General features: G+C 43.0%; 18 protein-coding genes. 8 read left to right on the forward strand and 10 right to left on the reverse strand.

Annotation, left to right across the window (positions count from 1 at the left end; translation table 11 throughout):
- Window positions 1-39 precede the first annotated feature (39 nt).
- The gene (locus tag ACMA1I_RS11965) at window positions 40-1,191 is read right to left on the reverse strand and encodes a hypothetical protein (protein ID WP_337068573.1); all 1,152 of its coding nucleotides are present in this window, start codon (window positions 1,189-1,191) and stop codon (window positions 40-42) included.
- A gap of 332 nt (window positions 1,192-1,523) precedes the next feature.
- Here ACMA1I_RS11965 and ACMA1I_RS11970 point away from each other — a divergent pair, with 332 nt between their 5' ends.
- Window positions 1,524-2,012 carry a peroxiredoxin gene (locus ACMA1I_RS11970; RefSeq protein ID WP_337068574.1) on the forward strand — a complete coding sequence of 163 codons (489 nt, stop codon included), beginning with the start codon at window positions 1,524-1,526 and terminating at the stop codon, window positions 2,010-2,012.
- Between the two features lie 102 nt (window positions 2,013-2,114).
- Here the strand turns inward: ACMA1I_RS11970 and ACMA1I_RS11975 are convergent, their stop codons facing one another.
- From ACMA1I_RS11975 to ACMA1I_RS11990, 4 genes are all read right to left on the reverse strand, one after another.
- Window positions 2,115-2,678, reverse strand: a complete 564-nt coding sequence (locus ACMA1I_RS11975) for a hypothetical protein (RefSeq protein ID WP_337068575.1) — start codon at window positions 2,676-2,678, stop codon at window positions 2,115-2,117.
- Window positions 2,679-2,870: 192 nt separating this feature from the next.
- Window positions 2,871-4,235, reverse strand: coding sequence for a neutral/alkaline non-lysosomal ceramidase N-terminal domain-containing protein (locus ACMA1I_RS11980; RefSeq protein ID WP_337068576.1), 1,365 nt, complete (start codon window positions 4,233-4,235; stop codon window positions 2,871-2,873).
- Between the two features lie 293 nt (window positions 4,236-4,528).
- Entirely contained in the window at window positions 4,529-5,803 is a 1,275-nt protein-coding gene (locus ACMA1I_RS11985) for an asparagine synthetase B (RefSeq protein ID WP_337068577.1), read from the reverse strand.
- A 227-nt stretch (window positions 5,804-6,030) separates the two neighbouring features.
- A complete protein-coding gene (locus tag ACMA1I_RS11990; RefSeq protein ID WP_337068578.1) occupies window positions 6,031-6,594 on the reverse strand; it encodes a hypothetical protein in 564 nt (187 codons plus the stop codon).
- Window positions 6,595-7,170: 576 nt separating this feature from the next.
- Here ACMA1I_RS11990 and ACMA1I_RS11995 point away from each other — a divergent pair.
- The 3 genes from ACMA1I_RS11995 (at window position 7,171) to ACMA1I_RS12005 (ending at window position 9,937) form a co-directional block, all read left to right on the forward strand.
- Window positions 7,171-8,016, forward strand: coding sequence for a rhomboid family intramembrane serine protease (locus ACMA1I_RS11995; RefSeq protein WP_337068579.1), 846 nt, complete (start codon window positions 7,171-7,173; stop codon window positions 8,014-8,016).
- Window positions 7,991-8,713: a TVP38/TMEM64 family protein gene (locus ACMA1I_RS12000; RefSeq protein ID WP_337068580.1), complete on the forward strand. Its 723-nt coding sequence runs from the start codon at window positions 7,991-7,993 to the stop codon at window positions 8,711-8,713. The genes ACMA1I_RS11995 and ACMA1I_RS12000 overlap by 26 nt, the downstream gene beginning before the upstream one ends.
- A 684-nt stretch (window positions 8,714-9,397) precedes the next feature.
- Window positions 9,398-9,937: a hypothetical protein gene (locus ACMA1I_RS12005; protein ID WP_337068581.1), complete on the forward strand. Its 540-nt coding sequence runs from the start codon at window positions 9,398-9,400 to the stop codon at window positions 9,935-9,937.
- Between the two features lie 153 nt (window positions 9,938-10,090).
- Here the strand turns inward: ACMA1I_RS12005 and ACMA1I_RS12010 are convergent, their stop codons facing one another.
- Window positions 10,091-10,282: a hypothetical protein gene (locus ACMA1I_RS12010; protein WP_337068582.1), complete on the reverse strand. Its 192-nt coding sequence runs from the start codon at window positions 10,280-10,282 to the stop codon at window positions 10,091-10,093.
- Window positions 10,283-10,515: 233 nt separating this feature from the next.
- Between ACMA1I_RS12010 and ACMA1I_RS12015 the strand changes: the two genes are divergently transcribed.
- Window positions 10,516-11,481, forward strand: a complete 966-nt coding sequence (locus tag ACMA1I_RS12015) for a sterol desaturase family protein (protein WP_337068583.1) — start codon at window positions 10,516-10,518, stop codon at window positions 11,479-11,481.
- Between the two features lie 242 nt (window positions 11,482-11,723).
- Here ACMA1I_RS12015 and ACMA1I_RS12020 read toward each other — a convergent pair whose 3' ends face one another.
- Window positions 11,724-12,155, reverse strand: a complete 432-nt coding sequence (locus tag ACMA1I_RS12020; protein ID WP_337068584.1) for a hypothetical protein — start codon at window positions 12,153-12,155, stop codon at window positions 11,724-11,726.
- Window positions 12,156-12,257: 102 nt separating this feature from the next.
- Window positions 12,258-13,307 carry a nucleoid-associated protein gene (locus tag ACMA1I_RS12025; protein WP_337068585.1) on the reverse strand — a complete coding sequence of 350 codons (1,050 nt, stop codon included), beginning with the start codon at window positions 13,305-13,307 and terminating at the stop codon, window positions 12,258-12,260.
- 273 nt (window positions 13,308-13,580) lie between these two features.
- Here ACMA1I_RS12025 and ACMA1I_RS12030 point away from each other — a divergent pair, with 273 nt between their 5' ends.
- Window positions 13,581-14,261, forward strand: coding sequence for a porin family protein (locus tag ACMA1I_RS12030; RefSeq protein WP_337068586.1), 681 nt, complete (start codon window positions 13,581-13,583; stop codon window positions 14,259-14,261).
- 330 nt (window positions 14,262-14,591) lie between these two features.
- Here ACMA1I_RS12030 and ACMA1I_RS12035 read toward each other — a convergent pair whose 3' ends face one another.
- Window positions 14,592-14,849, reverse strand: a complete 258-nt coding sequence (locus tag ACMA1I_RS12035) for a hypothetical protein (protein ID WP_414703906.1) — start codon at window positions 14,847-14,849, stop codon at window positions 14,592-14,594.
- A gap of 278 nt (window positions 14,850-15,127) precedes the next feature.
- Between ACMA1I_RS12035 and ACMA1I_RS12040 the strand changes: the two genes are divergently transcribed.
- On the forward strand, window positions 15,128-15,565 hold the full coding sequence (locus tag ACMA1I_RS12040; protein ID WP_337068587.1) for a hypothetical protein: 438 nt from the start codon (window positions 15,128-15,130) through the stop codon (window positions 15,563-15,565).
- A gap of 129 nt (window positions 15,566-15,694) precedes the next feature.
- Window positions 15,695-16,579 carry a cysteine synthase CysM gene (cysM, locus tag ACMA1I_RS12045; protein WP_337068588.1) on the forward strand — a complete coding sequence of 295 codons (885 nt, stop codon included), beginning with the start codon at window positions 15,695-15,697 and terminating at the stop codon, window positions 16,577-16,579.
- A gap of 145 nt (window positions 16,580-16,724) precedes the next feature.
- Here the strand turns inward: cysM and ACMA1I_RS12050 are convergent, their stop codons facing one another.
- Window positions 16,725-18,551, reverse strand: coding sequence for a M2 family metallopeptidase (locus ACMA1I_RS12050; protein WP_337068589.1), 1,827 nt, complete (start codon window positions 18,549-18,551; stop codon window positions 16,725-16,727).
- Between the last annotated feature and the right edge of the window lie 75 nt (window positions 18,552-18,626).

An 18,626-nucleotide genomic window follows, 5' to 3' on the forward strand; every position in this document is an offset into this window, starting at 1 on the left:
ACATAAGCTGCAGCGCTTCACTGGTAAAAGCAGCCATTTTTATCCTAGCTTCTGTTTTTGAAGATTGTGCAACATGTGCCGCTGCCGGTAAAAATAAAGTTCTACAACCAGCCAGGCTATTACAACAGCATATTCTACTGCCAATAATGCAAAGCTCTGGCTCTGAAAGCCGGGGTCATAACTTAAAAAAGCTAATCCAGACCATGCCACCGCATACCTGAAATGACTGAGGCTGGTGAGCGCCAGCAGAGGCAACAGCTGCCAGCCATATACCGCCGGACTCAATAGCAGGTAAAAAGTGTATACTACCGCCATGTAACCTGCCATTCTTCGAACTGAATTCGGGTTACGGAAAAAGGCCAGAAAAAGGGCCACTGCAGCAATTAAACCCAACACCAGGTAAGTTAGCAAACCAGCTTCTACATAACCGGCAAGGGCTAGGAAAAGCCCGCGGAGCAGTATGTAAAAACTGGCATTGAAAGGTGCTTGCTGCAAAGAATGGATAATGCCCAAAGCCAAATACTGTAAATCAGGTTGCGAACTTGTTAAATAGAAGACACTCCAAACAACACATGCGAAGGCGCCTAGGAAAATAACAAATCGCCTAAGTCCAATTCTCCTAGCAAAAAGGGGCAGAAAGAGGAATGGTAACCCCATCAGTCCAATTGCTAAACCAAATGCCGCTCCAGAAAAGAATATGCGCTGGTAATATAAAAAGTACAAAGACAGAATTAGAAAAAGAACAAACAAGGTGTAAAGGTGCAAACGCAGCGACACCTCCAGCAATACCAGTGGATTGAGACCGTAATACAGAACATTTTTAGCTGGAAGCCCCATTTTACGGAGAAGCCGAAGGAGTAATAGCATGGTGGCTAAGTCGCAGAGGATCCATACCACCCGCAACAGTAGCAGGTTGGTAAGGTTTTGCGGCAGGTGCCACCAATATCCGGCCTCGCCGGTACCTGGAGAGGCCGCTGCTAAAAGTAATAAAAGCCTGAACCCAACTGCTGCTGCTATGCCTAACCAGATGTTCATCTTTTGCTGCACCAGAAACAGGTATGCAAAAAAGGTTACTCCATACCATACCATCATGTGCGGGTACGATAGATACAGTGTGAAATAACCGATAGCCAGGTAAGCCAAGGCAGAAACACCTATGCCTGCAAAAACCTTATAATTAGCTTTTTCCATTCAAAATGCTGCCCTCACAACTGCAAAAGTCCCTATTTTCGTGTCCATCTTTTCGTAATGTTTGGTTCCTGATTACCAAATTAAAAATAGTAACAACAAAGCCAGATCATAAATTAATAATATTTCAAAATATAGATTCTTTTCAATATTACACAGGAGAATGTAACTCTAATCAGCTCCAACGACAGCCAGATTTTAAGCAACTTTAGGTCATTGACTAATTAATAAAACAAATAGGGCACTTGTTTACTTTTTTAAATGTTTGTACTTAAGTTTGTAAATTATTTGCAACATATCGTTTCGGATTTTATACTTCAGACGGAAGATTAAACATGAGTGAGATAGTGAAAGTTGGCGATAAAGCCCCTGATTTCGAATTGCAGCGTCAGGATGGTGGCTTTTTCAGACTTTGTGAGACTTTGAAGGGAAAAAACGTTGTCCTTTATTTTTATCCAAAAGATAATACAGCAGTTTGTACCAAGCAGGCTTGCAAGTTCCGGGACCAGTACGAGGTATTCAGGGAGCATGGAGCTGAGGTGGTAGGAGTCAGTTCCGATAGTTTAGATACCCACCAACGTTTTGAAAAATCGCATCACCTGCCATTTGTGCTCCTCAGCGACAAAGGCGGCAGCGTACGGAATTTGTACGGTGTACCACGTTTTCTCGGAATTATGCCGGGGCGTGCTACCTACATCATCGATAAGAAAGGAGTGGTGCGCTATGTTTTTGACTCGAGCACGAAGCCACTGGAACACGTGAATAAAGCTTTGGAGGTGTTAACAGAGCTCAATACCGAATCCAGAGAAAAAGTGAAAGTTTAAAGCTTAAGAGAAAAGCCTCTGGTCTGACCATATATGGTCAGACCAGAGGCTTTTAAATTGAAAGTGCCAAATAGTATATTTAAATTACTCAGCAATAGGATTTTATATTACCTCGTAATACCTGCCATTGTAGTACTCCACGCGCAAAATGCCTCTGTTTTTGTTATAAAGCAATTGCTTGATACTTAAGGCTCGTGTACTGTCCTGCTTTAATTCATAGACATCCTGATGCACGAAATCGCCTACCTGCAGAGAAGGATAAGTAGGAAAATCCTGATTGATCTCAAATCCGGAATCCTGAGGCGATACCATTATTCTAACAAACAGTTTGTTCGGGCGTCGGAGAACAGAAGTTCCTATTACCGGGTGTTGACCAGACTCAGAAGAAAGCATAATTAGTGCCTGCGTGTCCATGCTTGCTATGCAGTCATCACCAACCTGCGATCCTTCTCCAACTATATTATCGGCTCTTGCTGTTACTTTCTTAAAGGTTACTATCTCATTTTTCTCGGTCTTAAAGTGCACCGAATCAAGTTCGTTGTAAGCTAACCACTCTACGTCTGTCTGCTCTAAAGGCGTAATAACAGGATCGGTGCAATCTTTACAGGAGGACACAAAGGCCGCCGTGACTAAAATAGATACCAAGTAAGATAAGTGTTTCTTCATCAGGATAGGTTCAAGTGAAAGAGTTGATTAAGGATACAAAGGTAAAACATGTTTACCCACTGATCCTAACGTCCTTCAGTGCTTCAAATTATGCAGCAGCTTATTGCTAATGCACCAAACCTTGGATCATAGACCAAAAATATTGCTCTGGAAGGCCTTTTTCATTAGAAACATTCAGGTGCTTAATATGCCTTAAGGTTGTGCTGGCATAGCCTGCTTATGCTGCTGCAATAGCCGTAATAGAATGTCGGTGAGGAAGGTGCCGCTAAAAGGTCCATAAAAGTTCATCACTCGGGTTTCGTACTTTTTTACGTCGTAATGTTCTTCCGGAGTAAGGTAGCCGAGGTAGCCGCCATTAAAGCCGGTGAGCAGCACCTGCTGGTTTTGCTCTTGTGCGGTAGCTTCTAACGTTTCCATATACTCTCCGGAATAATCAGCAGGAACTCCTAGTAGCACCACTGGACCAATTTGAAGGCTGTTTACAAAGGCGGGGTAATTCCCGAATACAATATTAAACAATGCGGGTGCAAAACGGTGTGTAGTGCTTGAGCGCCACTGTGGTTTAGGAAGATGCAAGGGCACTCTGGCAAAAGCCAGCCTTGTGTGATAAGTGGTGCAGGCAAAATTCAAGCGGCTGAGAATTTTACCTGCTAGTTTCTTTCCTACTGCCGCCGTGCTGTTAAAAGTATCGCCGTAAGGTGCTCTGGTTTGGTGGCTGGCTACAGCGCCGGCTGAGAAGGCGGCAAAATCTACCTTTGTTTCTAAAGAGTCTACTAATGGGCCAGGATAATCTCGGGATAAGATGGGCTGCATGGAAGGAAGAATAGTTGGATGCGCCGAGAAAGTACATAATACAGCTGTTGCGCCACCCTTTTGCTTAAATTGAAGGAACCGAAGGGTTGTATCGAGCACGGCTGGATTACCTGTAAGCCGGTTTCCGACCAAGCTGGAAACAGAGACCTCTTCGTAGCTAAAGCGGGTAGGTTCCTGTCGCGCCTGTGCCAGCTTCATACTTTGCAAAATATGACTCACGGTGTTTTCTACAACTTGCTTTTTGTATTTACCAGCCATTAACCTCCCCATGAGCTTTTTACCCCAACCGCCAAAGCTGGTATGGGTATGGGTGGCGGAAAGGTACACTTGCTCCGGTTTCAGTCCTAGCCGCGGGTACTCTTTTTCAAGAGCGGCCGCTACTGCCATTGGTGTGATTAACATATCCAGAGCTACAAAGTAGGCTTGGTTGCTGCCATTTCGGAAGGCAAAAGTACGAACGTACACAGAATCGTGAATGGCAGTATACTTCATTCCACGCCTTTTACCATAGCCAGCTAGTGGCGTTTTAAGTGGTGGAGTTATATTTACTTTGGCCCAACCCACCTCCAGTGTATCCTCCTCGGAAATAGTGGGAGGGGCCGCTTGCAGTTGCTCTAACGTTTGCTGGTAATAAGGTGCTTGTTGGAAGGGCGTACGGTCTATTCGCTGAATAATGCACGAGGGCAGGAGCAGGCAAGTAAAGATAAGGAGGTAGAGAGGCGTACGTTTTTCCTTGTACATCATAGCGGCAGCAGAGTCTGACAATTTCCAAAGATAATTAAATGAAAACAAAACCGTACCGGGATAGGAAAAGGCATTTTTTCTGCCACTGTAGATCATTTCTGATAAAATTATGGTAAACTTTTTGTTTAATACATTATGTGTAACCTTGTGTATTTTAAGTTATTGAAATTAATTACAAATCTGCATGTTATCAATCATTAAGCATTTTGTAACTTGAATTCTTCTAATAAAATTCACCTTCCAGAGGCAATTTCTCATGTTTCTTTTTCTATCTACTTAAGGGCTAGTAAGGGCTAGGTTTTGGGCTTTTTCTTTTTGGCGGCAGGAAACAAAATATTGTTCAGGATCAGGCGATAGCCGGGGGAGTTGGGGTAGAGGCTGAGATCTGTAGGAAAATGGCTGCCTCTAGCCTGGTAAGCCTCCGGATCATGGCCGCCGTAAAATGTCCAGGTTCCTTTTCCGACTGTTCCGTTCATATACCGCACCTCATTTGCCTCCTGCGTTTCGCCCATGATGTTAACCTCTGGCTTTACACATTCTTTTTTGAAGGCAGTTGTCTGGCCCATAAAGCCTTTTATAGTTTTTACATGATTTTGCGTGAGCATGGTTGGGATGGGGTCCCATTTTGCGGAGAAGGTAAAGATGGAAAAAAAATCGTTTTCCTCCTCCAGGTTCCGCTCCCAACGTTGATTATCGATATTTGAGAAACCCCGGTCATAACTGTTCTGGCTTATTATAAAGTTGTGGAACGCAAAAGTTTTGCTGAAGTCCAGCTTCTCCTGCGCCTGTGGGTCTATGCCATCTCCATCGTAGAGCTCGTCTACAATGTCCACTCCTTCAGCTGCCAGAGCAATGTCGTAGGTGTCGGTGGCGGAACACATGGCAAACATAAAACCTCCAGCAGAAACAAATTCTTTAATGCGGGTGGCAACTCCTAATTTCATTTGCGATACCTTTTCGTACCCGTACTTGTTTACCAGCCGCTGTGCCTCCTGTTGTTCCATCAGGTATTTATCTCTGCCTCTTCGTCGGCCAATAGATCGGCCATACTGCCCTGTAAAATCTTCGTGGTGCAGGTGGAGCCAGTCATATTCCAGCAGTTTCTGCTCCAGCACTTCTTCGTCGAAAACCAGGTCGTACGGAATTTCGGCATAGGTTAAGACCAATGTCACGGCGTCGTCGCCAAATTCTGCCATAGGAGGAGAATACACCGCAATTTTAGGCACCTTTTCCAGCTTCATCACATCCATATTAACTTCTGGGTGCGCTAATTCAGCTACAATGTGGTGGTACTCGGCATCAGACAGCACCTGATACGTAACCCCCCGAGCCAAAAGTTCTTTCTCATAAGGATCGGCATGTCGAAAGGCGAAGCTTCCTCCTCGGTAATTAAGAAGCCAGTCTACTTCCTGTTGCTGCTCCAGCACCCAGAAAGCGACCCCGTATGATTTCAGATGATCTTTTTGAGCACCATCCATGGGTAGTAGTATTTGGGTAGCAAAGCCAGGAACGGTTTGTAACGCTACAAGTGAGAAATAAATCAGGCTGGTTATAAGTCGGACACTCATATTTAAAAGCCTCAAACTTGTTAAACAAAACAGGTAAACATCTTACTATAAGGTCATTACATCGATATGTTTTAACCTGTAGCTTAAGCAAGAAGGCTACAGGTTACGTGGAGGAAAGAGATCCGGGGCGCAACTGGAAAAGAAAAGGCAGGACGTACAATTAAAGCGACCTTCTCTCTCATACGCGCGTCTAAACCTGATGTTGGGATTTGAGCAGGCCAGATTGTTTAAATTAAATAGAAGCTTAGCAGCAGGAGGAACAAACCCGCCAGCGATAAGGAATTAAGGGCTTTAAGCAGTCGGGTATCAAGGTAACCGACCCGAAATTTAAGAAGAGCATACACACTGTCTACCACCAGGCAATTCACGAGCAGTAGCAGAAAAAGGCTGGAGGAATGGTAAGGGCTTTGTTCAGGCACAGAACTGCCCGAATATTCAGCCAAAATGTAGCTTAACTGGAAAAGGCAAAAAATATTATAACAAAAGCCGAGCAAAGGCGACCACTTTTTGAGTCTGAAAATAAAAAAACACTGTAGTGCAGCCCTGAAATAAATAAGAATACTGAAGTACCGGATGCAGGTAAGGGTTAAGGCGGGGAGAGCAAGATCAAATGCCAGCAACGGCGACAGAAACAAATACACATACACCAGATAGGCCCACCAAACCCTCTGCGCAGCAGAAACAGGCCCACCACTAGCTGTAAACCGTGTTAGGTTTAGCCTAAACATCAGGGGGGCCAGGAGCAAAAGGCCTGCGGGGGCCGCTATTTTGGTGAGCAACGAATAATTCATTATCCTAAAATAAGATAAAGCTGGCTTCTTTCAAATATTCGTCGATACTCTTGCTGGCAAGGCAACTTTTGCTGCACCAATTACAAGACTATGCTGTAGCGAGCATTATTGCTACAGTAGGTTTTTGGCTGCTTTAAACTTTTAGGTAACCTCCATCAGTTATTAAAAAAATTATTGGACGAACAAGATCCGTAAAACAGAGAGCCGGTTTAATGCCAAGGGTTCTTGACTTTCCTTATAAATGCCATTAGTTCCCGGCTGCTACTAACGGGGCTTGCCAAATACAAATTATTTAAATGAAAATGGCCTTTCGGAGGTGTTTTATATGAAAATCGATATAGGGTTTAAACACTTCATTTAATGCAACTTATATGGCTATCCTGCATAAACACTTTATCCAAAAAATTGCATTTAGTATCACCTTCCTGCAGGGTTGAAGGTGTGTGAATTAGTTTTTTTCTTTACAGTCGAGTCCTTTTTGGCCTGTGAATGGCTTTAGGATCTAAGCGAAGAAAATTAAACTTTAACTCACCTAGGACTGTGACATACGTAAATAGCCCACTATCTTTAGCCCATATGAAATCATTACAGGAGGAAAGTGATCGCTTTGCCAACAGTTTTCTGCCCGGTGCGCTGTTTGTGGCGCTACTCTGGCTAATTAAATTGATGGAGTTCCTGACTGAGGCAAACTTGGTTTGGCTTGGCGTGCTACCCCGTAGGTTTTTCGGGTTAATTGGCGTAGTAACTAGTCCGCTGATACACAGCGGGGTGCCGCACCTGCTTTCAAATTCGTTCCCGTTGGTGTTACTGTCTGGTTTTATAATATTTCTGCACAGTAGGGTGGCGCTGCAGGTAATTTCTTTATGTTATGCAGGTAGTGGCTTGCTAACCTGGTTTATTGGCAGGTCATCTTACCATATTGGAGCAAGTGGTGTGGTGTATGCCATGGTTGGTTACCTGTTTTTCCTGGGCATGATCCGGCGCGACCGAGGTGCTCTGGCTGTGTCTTTAGCCATACTGTTTTTATACAGTGGCTTTTTGTATGGCCTGTTCCCGAACGAGGAGCGCATCTCCTGGGAGGGCCATATTGGGGGCATACTGGCAGGATTGGTGGCAACACTAGTTTTTGGAAGTGGTAACCCGGTACAACAGGAGGTAAGCGAAGAAGAACCCGAACCGCTCACACCAAACCAGCAATTATTGCAGCAGCAACATCTTAGTGGCACCTACCAGGCAGCCCCAGCCAGTGTTAGGGTGCATTATAGCATTAGTTTACCTGCACCTGACGCCAGATACTACCACAAGTATGTATTGAACCAACAATCCGGCATGGTAGAGACGCCAACTTCAGACTCTTTTTTTACGTCTAGTGTTCAAACAACTAGTTCTGTCAAAAATGAGAGAAGAACAAACCATCCCTAGCACTACTGATATCAAGCAAAGTAAGTGGCCTCTTTACCTTACAGGTGCTATTATATTGGCACTGGTGGCGTGTTATTTTATTTTTCCTGGCTTTCAGCAAGAGACAAAAAGAGCCTGGGAAGTATTAACCAGCGGAGACGAAAAAAAGATTTCGGAATGGGTAAGCCAGTTCGGGTTCTGGGGACCCTTTTTTCTTATAGGAGCTATGGTGGCTCAAATGTTCTTGTTGGTGGTAAATGTAGTGGCTCTTATGCTGGTTGCAATTATAGCATACGGGCCTTTCTGGGGCTCAATACTGGCTGTCACAGCGGTTTCGGTAGCGGCAACCGTGGGTTACCTAATTGGCCAAAGCTTGGGCGAGGCAGGAGTGAGCAGACTAATTGGCCACAAAGCGGAGCGTAAAGTAGCAGGCTTTGTTGACGAATATGGCATATGGGCCGTGGTAATAGCGAGAATCTCACCCATACTCTCTAATGATGCAGTTAGTTTTGTAGCTGGCCTGGCCCGAATGGGATACCTGAAGTTTATGGGTGCCACGTTGGCTGGTATTATACCGTTAACAGTTTTATTAGCCTGGCTAGGCGAAAACAGCGACAGTCTGAAGTCTGGACTTTTGTGGGTAGGAGGAGTAAGTTTGGCAATATTTCTGGTTTATGTCATTTACGATAAGTACTTCCATACTAGACAAAACTCCTGAAGCAATTAAACCTGGAAGAGGAGAAAACAAGGGCACATTGCTTTTAAACATGAACGTGAAATTTATCTGAAGACAAATAAAAATCAGAACACAGTTTTATAGAATAACTTTCACACCATAACTATTTTTTTGACTTTCCAATATTCAAGAGAAAAATGAGGAGTTTCCTAGCTGGCCTTTTTTCTTTAAGGCTCTTTTAACTAAAGTTTTAGAGTATTTGCCCTGTAATTTTACTATTAAAAATAGTCTCACTTTTGAGCATCCTATATTGCTCCTTCTCCTACCTTAAAAATTCCTCAGCACCGAATCCCCTACTAAAATAAGTGCAAATTCCTCATTAGGTAAAAACAAAAGTAAGCGGCATTTTCAAATAAAATAATTTAAATTTTTCTCCATTAAGATGCTAATAAAGCCATTTATGTTTAAACAATTTTGAATTATTAAGTCTTCCCGGGGTCTAGAACAGGATCATGGAAGAAATTATTTATGATGCTTTTATCTAAAAATTTTTATTAGATTTTTCTTAGTATTATTTAAGCTTTTCAAATTAAAAAGCATTAAAAATCAGTTTCATCCAATATAAGGGCTTTGCTGCTATTAAAACATGGTCCGACAACCATCTTCCTAAACTAACGTTAAAGCCATTTACTATTAGAAAACCGATGTATAACAAAAAGAATGCTTATGATAAGGTACAAATTACTAGCTGTAGCACTCTCCATTTTCTTGGTTTTGGATGAAGAATTTTCAGTCAGCAAAGCAGAGACACCTCAGCCTGACAAAAATAAACAAACTACAATTTTTGCCATTCCGAATCCCGAAATAAATCAGGAACAGAAACAGGAACAAGAACCTGTTTCGAGTGCTGAACCACTTACAGTAACCGCCACTGTTTACTTTCCAGAGCCAGGTCAAACCGACGAAACCCCCTTTATTACCGCAGACGGCTCCAAAATCAATGAGAAAAATCCTAAGAAACATCGATGGATAGCAGTATCCAGGGACTTGCACACCCGTTGGGGAGGAGAAATTAATTATGGAGACTCGCTTGTTGTTTCGGGTATTTCTGAAGAACTAGATGGCCTCTATATTGTGCGTGATACCATGCACAGGCGCCTTCGTAATAGAATCGATATCTTGGTAGGGCGCAAAGACGAAATAATTGGAAAGTGGAACAATGTTCAAATTTCAAAATTTATTGCCTCTAATGAGGCAGAGGGTTAAACGGAAAAATAAGCTCCGTTACATCAAGAAATAACGATCTACCTATGTTAATTCTCACTAATTAATTCTCTAGCTTCACAATCAAGATAAAAACGAGGCAAGGCCGACCTGATATTCTGATATGGGTCGGCCTTGCTTTTGCTAAGCAATCTCCTAAACAGTGTAGGATTGCAGAACTTCCAGACCTTCCGCGTCATTAGCAGCTTCAACAACCTCATCTATTACATACTGTACTTCCTGCTCACTCCATTTTTCTTTTTCGGCTGCCTTAACAAAAACATCAAGGGCTACAAACCGGCCTGCCTCCAGCGGAAGAATAGCTTTTACTTTCTTTCTGATGTTCATCTTTCTTCTTTTAACAAAATTAACTATTCATCAATAAACGAAAAAAACCAAGAGGATAATTACAAAGATTCGCTAAACCACACCTAAAATTGTAACTATAGGCACTTTTTGAGAGTAGATTTAATTCAAAGCTGCCAGTGGCGATCTATTTTTACCTAAATACGCTGCTTGTTTAACCCTTTGGGCATATCCCCGTTTGACTAAAGAAGTAAAAATAGCGAAATCTATATTTAATGAACAAGGAGATAATTACGTTTGATCAACTAGAGGGGCTGAATGATTTAACCATCATGCACTATGCCGCTCCACTTATTATCATTTCGGTGGTGGCAGAATGGCTGGTGGGCATTTACAAAAAGAAAAACTATTACCATAACAAAGATTTTCTTGCAGCACTTACTATTGGAGGTGTAAACGCAGTAATAGGAGGAACACTCAAGATTTTCCTGTTCTCCATTGCCATGTACATTTACAACATGGTGCCCTGGGCCATGCCGCGGGTTTGGTGGGGGTATATAGTTTGTTTTATAGCCGTGGATTTCTGCAGGTATTGGGCGCACCGCATTGCGCATGAGCAAAGGTTTTGGTGGGCAACACATGTTACCCATCACTCTTCCCAGAAGATGAACTTTTCTGTTTCTTTCCGCACCGGCTGGACCAACCAGATCAAGTTCGTGTTTTTTATTCCTGTGCCGCTGCTAGGCATCGACCCTTTTACTTTTTTTGTTTGCCATCAAATAGCAGTATTGTACCAGTTCTGGATCCATACGGAGCTAATTCGCAAGATGCCAGCACCCATTGAGTACCTTTTTGTTACACCTTCGCACCACAGGGCTCACCATGGCTCCAATCCGAAATATATCGACAAAAATTATGGTTCAACGCTCATTATCTGGGATAGGCTCTTTGGCACCTTCCAGGCAGAAGAGGAGGAGCCTATATATGGACTTACCACACAAGTTACCTCGTACAACCCCGTGTACCTTGTTTTTCATGAATACCAAGCTATCTGGCAGGACCTGAAACATGCGCGAAATTCTAAAGAAATTTTCCAGATACTCTTTAAACCACCAGGAGCTATCGTAACAGACCATCAGCGCCTGGAGGCTCAGAAAAAAGAAACAAGCGCAGCCATAAGCCAAAGTCAAATAAAAGAAACTGCACCTAGTCTACTGCAAAAAGTAGTGGTGGCAGAATAGAATTTGCTTTAAAGAAGTTAAGTTGTAGTACTTAACAATTAAGTCTTGCCGCAATTAGCGGTTAATAGGAATAGAATAAAAAAGGCAGAGACGGGAAAATAGATCCTGCCTCTGTCTTTTTTATAAATATGCCCCTTACTATTGTAAACTCAGAAATGCCACTAGAAGGCCTTTTTGATTAGAGTAATTCTGTTTAGCCTCTGTATTTGCGTTGCCTGTTGGTAAAGTATATATCTACTCAACTAATGCTGATCCTGATACCCGCCAGGTTGTCCGGAGGAAGGAAGGCTCTGGGCCTCTTTTGGAACACCCATTTTCTCTTCGCGTCGCTGCTGATATTGCGCAAACTGCATTGGAGTAAGGGCTTCTTTTATTTGGGAGAGCCTGGTTTGTGCAATCATGTCCATCTGCTGCATCAGCATTTTAGGGTTATCCTTATATTGCTTTTTGGCAGCCTCGGCGTGTTGCATACTGGTCAGGTTAATGTTACCCACCTTTTTAACCTGCTCCGGTAATAGCCCCAGGTGCTTTGCCATGCTGGCTGTAATTTCCTGCGCGCGCTGTTCCAGCGTTTTTGTTCCTGCCTGAGTAGTTTTTGGTATTGAACCACCAGTTTGGGAATAGGCACCAGGTGCCGCAACCGCTAATAGGATTGATAATAGGAAGTATTTCATATAATGTCTGTTCTTCTGATTGGCTAAACAAGAATCATTCCGGTCTTGCAGAAGCCTTGCACCAAAACAAATGCTTACTCTTTGTGGTTTCCTTTATCTGCATTAGGACTCACTATGGAAGTAAACCTTATAAAAATGCATGCCTCTATCATCGTCAAATCCTCGTTCCATGTATTGCTCACTCTGCTCCGGATTGTAACCACTTAGCTTAATCTCTATTTGCGTGTCTAGCTTAATAAAATTCTTAAACTTGCGTTTCATATTTCGCACAGTAGCTTTATTTATAGTAAAGTCATCGAAGTGTTGAATGCCACGCTCTTCGGCAAAGCTTTGAGAATAATTTTTAAAACGCTCCGCTGACTCTGGTTCGTCTATAACGCTGCTTGTAAACTCCTCCAGGTCAAAGGTTTCGTTTTTCGAAAAATAGTCTACTGAGCGATTTATAAAATCGATCTGCTCTTTTTTGCTGTCTTTCTGAGCAAAAACCTCCTCCGAAAAATCTTTACAAAGGTTTAGGTAAGTTTTGGTGGTAAAATTGGTGTCTTTGACCTCTGTTACATTCAAAAAATCTTCTTTCCAGAAGACGGCATCGGTGCTGTTGGCATCAACCAGTTTTACCCGGTAACCATCTTCGGCTTCGATATTAAAAATCATACAGCCTTTGTCTACACTCTTGATATTCACACCAGAGTGGTAATGCATTGCCAGATCCTCCTCCTCGTCCTTGAAAGTTAGAAAGGTATCTTTGTTCTCCGATTTAAAAATGCCGATTGCGTCTACAGTTGTCTCGTCTATACCGCACCCGGAAAAATGTGCGATATATAATTCTCCGCTCTTCACCTTCGGATGATCCGACTGCTCATAAAGGTGATGCAGTATGTGGACAGAGTATTCATGAAAACTTTCAGGCTTGCCGAATATAAGGGTGGCGTAGGCAAACATTTCATTAAGGGTAAGGTCCGAGCTATGCGTAAACCTAAAAAACTCCTCTTGTTTAAAAGGAGACAGGAAATAGCCTAACAGCAGGTTATTTAGCTCCTCATCCCGCAGGTCAATTAAATCTTTCGATATGATAACGCCTTCCTCTTTCGCCTTATTCCCAACCCGGTGGATTGCCAGCCTCTTCAGCTGTACCTGTTTTTTGTCTGTCATGCGTTTTGTAATGCTTTTACTTTTTGTATATAGGTTGCAAAGGTAATCCTGCCAGCTTCATTGCCAACCATAATACTTCAAATAAAAAGGAGCAGGTTCTCCTTAAACAAAAGAAGAAAAAATACACAAATATATAAATATTTATTAATCAGCCAGTTACACATGTTATTGATCCTGCCTGCATCTCTGCTGTATATTTCTGGCACGGTTTTGTTTAAGATATTCACAACTGCGCGGTTACAAGATAATTGTAATATTTAATGGAGAGGAAAAATGAAGAAGATATTCATATTAGTGGCCCTGGTGCTTGGCTTTTCGGCATCAGATGTGCTCGCGCAGCAACAAAGCCCGGTTCGCTTTGGAATTAAAGCTGGTTTAAACCTTGCTAACTGGCAAGGAGAAAGTGTAAAAAGCGCTAACAATATTTTGGATTTTACCGATGGCGCCGTCTCGCAGCAGATGCGGGAAGGGTTTCACGCCGGAGTTTTTGTCACCATACCTATAGCACCAGGGTTTGAAATAGAACCAGGTCTTCAGTACTCACAAAAGGGCACCAGACTAACTGGGACCTTGCCTTTTGAACTGACTGATTTTCTTAATGTTCGTGGCACCCTCACAAACAAAGCAGAATACCTGGACTTACCCATTCTGGCTAAAGTATATGTAGGAGATGGCTTCCATATTTTTGCTGGTCCGCAAGTATCTTATTTACTTTCGAACAAAATGCGTGCAAGAGCTGGTGCTCTTGGTGTTAATTTAATCAATACAGAGTGGGACATGAAAAGCGGCATGCGCGAAATTGATTTTGCTTTATCTGGTGGGGTAGGTTACCGCTTTAACAGCGGGTTTAACCTGAGTGCCGGGTATGACTTTGGACTAAGTCCTGTAGACAATGCTGCTACTTTTAAAACCTACAATAGCGTGATCAAAGCCTCAGTAGGGTTTGCTTTTTAACTTTTAAGGCTGTTTTAAGTTTTTCGCTTTAGCGAAACTTTTCGCCGGGTACGCAAATAAGGAAAGTATACAGTGTATAAAATAAATCCGGCCATAGCTCATGCTGTGGCCGGTCGTTTTAAAAAAGCCTGTCTTGACACAGGCTTTTTTGCTTTATCAAGATAGGAAATGTGAACTGAAGTTACCTGCTATGGTTTAAATTAAAGATTTTTTGTATGGGAAGTTTTTTGATGAGTACTTCATAAGAGCGTTCGAAAGAGATTGTCTGCTGCTGCCTACGCTGATGGTGGCTGTATAGCCATATTTCCACATAAGTTTCCTCTTTTGCCTTCATGTACTGTTATAGAAGTGCTCCCAGAGTTGGTAGAACCCCATACCTAATAGTAAACCTACAGCAATGGCGGCCCCGTCAGACATTGATTTCGACATCGTTGTTTTACCAGATACTAGTGCATCCACTCCTAATTCTCTGCAAAGCTCGCCTTTCGATGCCCTAAGAAGATCCTCAAAATAAATAAAAGCATTATCCAGTAAGGCATTGGTGTTAGAAACATCCTGATAAGCGACAGTGTAGCGAGCTTTGCTCACCTGCTTCAAAAATTGCCGTACAAGCTACAAGGAGATGAGACCTGCTTATTGCTTTATGTCTCCGTATAAACGGAACCTACCGTAATATCAGGGCCAAAGAGGAATGCTATATTTATCTCTTTATTATATGGATGAAGCGAGCTGAAAAAGTGAAGGGAAATCATCAGACATGATTGGGGTACTTAAAACGCTAAAATAGGAGCAGCATACTGCTAATATGCCAAAGGTTTGTTATTTTGGCCCCTCTAATAGACGACTGACACCGTTGTATGAATAAAATGAGAAACTATTTAAAAAACATTTACCTGCTATTTTTCAGTCTTGTGTTATTTGCCTGCTCGGATTCATGCGATGACATAGACTGCTTAACAGAGGAATTTATATCTTTTTCCGTTAGATCAGGCGAAAATGGTAACGATTTGATTTTTGGACGTGATCCGCAAATTACGAATGCCGAAATAGAGGCGTTTTATTTTGAGGACGGTTCCAGGGAAAGAATTCCGATAAGGTTCGAATCGGAAAAAGCTGTATTACCCTTGGTGCCGAACGTTTCAGTCTATTACGTAGAAGCACTAGGGCAGCGGGATCAAATAGAAGTGAAGGCAACTGCTAATTCTTCCAGTGAGTGTTGCCCTGCTACCACTGCCATTGAAGGAGTGATGGTAAATGGTGTAGAGGTAAGTGACTTCAGAAGCAACCTGATTCTGTATCGTTAAAATACCCGCAGAACAGCCGCCTTACTAGAGAAAAGCAGCACTGCCTGCTTCAGTCATTTTTAGATCTAAAACTGTAGTTTATCCCAGTGTTTAATTTGGGCATAAATATCCGCAACTAACCAACCAGACATGGCCACTTTATTAGATTTTATTGGCAATACGCCTCTGATAGAACTTAAAACAATATCACCAAAGCCTAAGGTTAAACTTTTGGCTAAGTTGGAAGGAAACAATCCTGGTGGCAGTGTAAAAGACAGGGCTGCTTATGGCATGATTAAAGGAGCCCTTGACCGTGGAGAACTAAAGCCAGGCATGAAACTTATAGAAGCAACCAGTGGCAATACTGGAATTGCTTTGGCAATGATTGCCCGCATCTTCGGTGTTGAAATAGAATTGGTAATGCCTGCCAATGCCACACGAGAGCGGGTTCTAACAATGGAAGCTTTTGGCGCAAAGGTTATATTAACTCCTGCCGAAGGATCTATGGAAGCTGCCATAGATTATGTGCATGCCAGGGTAGAAGAAGGAGGTTACCTTATGCTGAATCAATTTGCTAACCCAGATAATTACCTTGCCCACTATAACTCCACCGGTCCCGAGATCTGGAGCGAAACCCAAGGGACCATCACACACTTTGTATCTTCTATGGGTACGACAGGTACCATAATGGGTGTTTCGCGGTACCTGAAGGAGCAAAACGAACAAGTACAGATAGTAGGAACGCAGCCTCTGGAGGGGTCTCAAATTCCAGGTATCAGAAGGTGGCCGGATGAATATTTACCTAAAATATTTGAGCGGGAACGAGTAGATAGTGTAATTGATGTATCGCAGGCTGAAGCTACTGCTATGACACGTAGGTTGGCGCGCGAAGAAGGCGTTTTTGCAGGCATGAGTAGTGGAGGTGCTGTGGCTGCCGCCTTAAAACTAATGGAATCTCTGGAAGAAGGCGTCATAGTTTGCATTATCTGCGACAGGGGCGACAGGTACCTGTCATCTGACTTGTTTGGCAATTAAGAGTTTCAATCAATAATAAAATTGTAGATTCATCATTAGTAAAATAAACCAACTCAAAGAAACCTTATTTTAGTAGAAATAGAATTAAAATAAAAGGAGCACAAGGTTTAACTTATGCTCCTTTTATTTTATGTTATAAACTCTGCTACATCGTATATTTCCGGCCTTTGTTCTGCTCTTTCAGGTAATCCATTAGCGGTTGGAAATAAGCTACCATGGCTCTCGCGCTAAGTTCTTCACCTGTTTTATCTTTTAGCATTTGGCGCCAGTCTGCACTGGCACCCGGGTACATGATGCTCTTTAAAAACGCACCTACTTCTTTGCTGCCGTAATAGTTGGTAGCGTGCGGATCCTGCTTCAGAATGTTTTTGGCTATGTGATCGTGTAACTGAAATAATATGACGTAGGATAAGGCGTAATCATAATATTGGGCCGCATCGTCATTGATGTGCGTTTTGGTGGTGGCATCGGTGAACGTCTCGTCTCTTTCTGATGGAGGCACCATACCTTGATATTTGCGGGTCAGCTCCCACCAACGTTTATTTAATTCTTCCGCCGGAAGATTTTTAGCATAAAAGTCGTGTTCCCACTCACTCATAACTCCTGAGGCAAAAGGAATAAACACGACATAACTTAGCGCTTCTTTGAGCAGGGTTTGGATCTCATCTGTTTTAGTATTCGCATCAACCAGGTTTAGTTCAGCCAGAAAAGGCTTTTGCATAGCTGCCAGACCCATTAAGCTACCAACGGCCTCGTGGTAGGCCCTGTTCGCACCGGCTCGCAACAGCACCGGCACATCAGGGTTTGTGTAGGTCATGTAATAGTAGATGTGGCCTAATTCGTGGTGAGTAGTTTCGTACCAATCGGCATTGGGCTCCACACTCATCAGGCTTCGCACATCTTTCTCGAGGTCCATGTGCCAGGCAGAGGCATGGTTGTTCTTTTTGTAGTTGGCCGAAGCAGGCAATGGATACAGGCTAGATTTTTCGTAAAAAGAAGTCGGTAAACTAGGGAAACCGAGGCTGGTGTAGAACCGCTCCGCCTGCTCAACCAGCCATTTGTCGCCTTTCAGTTTTAAGGCACCATCCAGGTCGAGGCCTTTTACTTCTACCATAGCGCTCCAATCTTGTCCCCATCGGTTCGGGAGCCAGTGGGCCGGCAGCATATCCGGAACATCTTTAACACCGTACTGCTTGGCCAGCTCATAGCGGGCATAGGTGTGTAGTTCCCTGTAAAGAGGCAGAAGCTCTGCATTCAGCTGCTGCATCAGCTCCATCATTTCTTCTCTGCTTAAGTCATAGTCAGAGGCCTGGTAAGTAAAATAGTCGTCGTAGCCCAGGCTTTGAACGGTTTGATTGCGCAAATCTCTAAGGTTGAGAATACCTTCGCGCAAGCCTTTGCCAACTTCCTTGCTGGACTGCCAGGCTATTAAACGCTTCTTTACATTTTTTTCGGTCCGGAGAACCTTATCCAGGTCATTGGTCGTTACTGAATTTCCAATCAATTTGTAGTCGAAACCATAGAGCTTTTCAGTTTGATCCGTTTCTGCCTTTATGCGTGCTTTCACTATTTCCGGGACTGTTTGCGGATTGTTGGCTGCTGCATATAGCACTTGCTCCAGCTGCTTTATCTGCAGCCCGCTGAGTTCTTCTTTTTGCTCCAGCAGTTGACGTGCCTGTTTTATGTTTTCAGTACTACCCGTAAAGGCTGCGAAGGCCTCGTTGGCTTTTCGGGTCGCTATCGCATTGGTGGAGTCACCTTCCACTATTTTAATGTTTGAAGCCCACTCGGCTTCAGCAGAGGCCGTATACAATTGCTGGTAAGTAGCGGAGTATTCATCCAGAAACAGTTGAGCCTCCTCTTGTAGGTTAGTTATATCTGCTCCAATGGTGGTTGTAGCTGTCTCGGTCTTCTGACTGGAGCAGGAAAAGAGAATTGCAGCAGTAAGCCCTGTGAGAATTAGTTTTTTCATAAAGATTAGTACATGTAGTTGCGGTTGTATCAGAAAACGAAAGATACAAATTCTAAGAAGTGTAGCTGCTGCAGT

It is taken from the genome of Pontibacter sp. 13R65 (genome assembly GCF_047525655.1).
Lineage (GTDB): Bacteria > Bacteroidota > Bacteroidia > Cytophagales > Hymenobacteraceae > Pontibacter.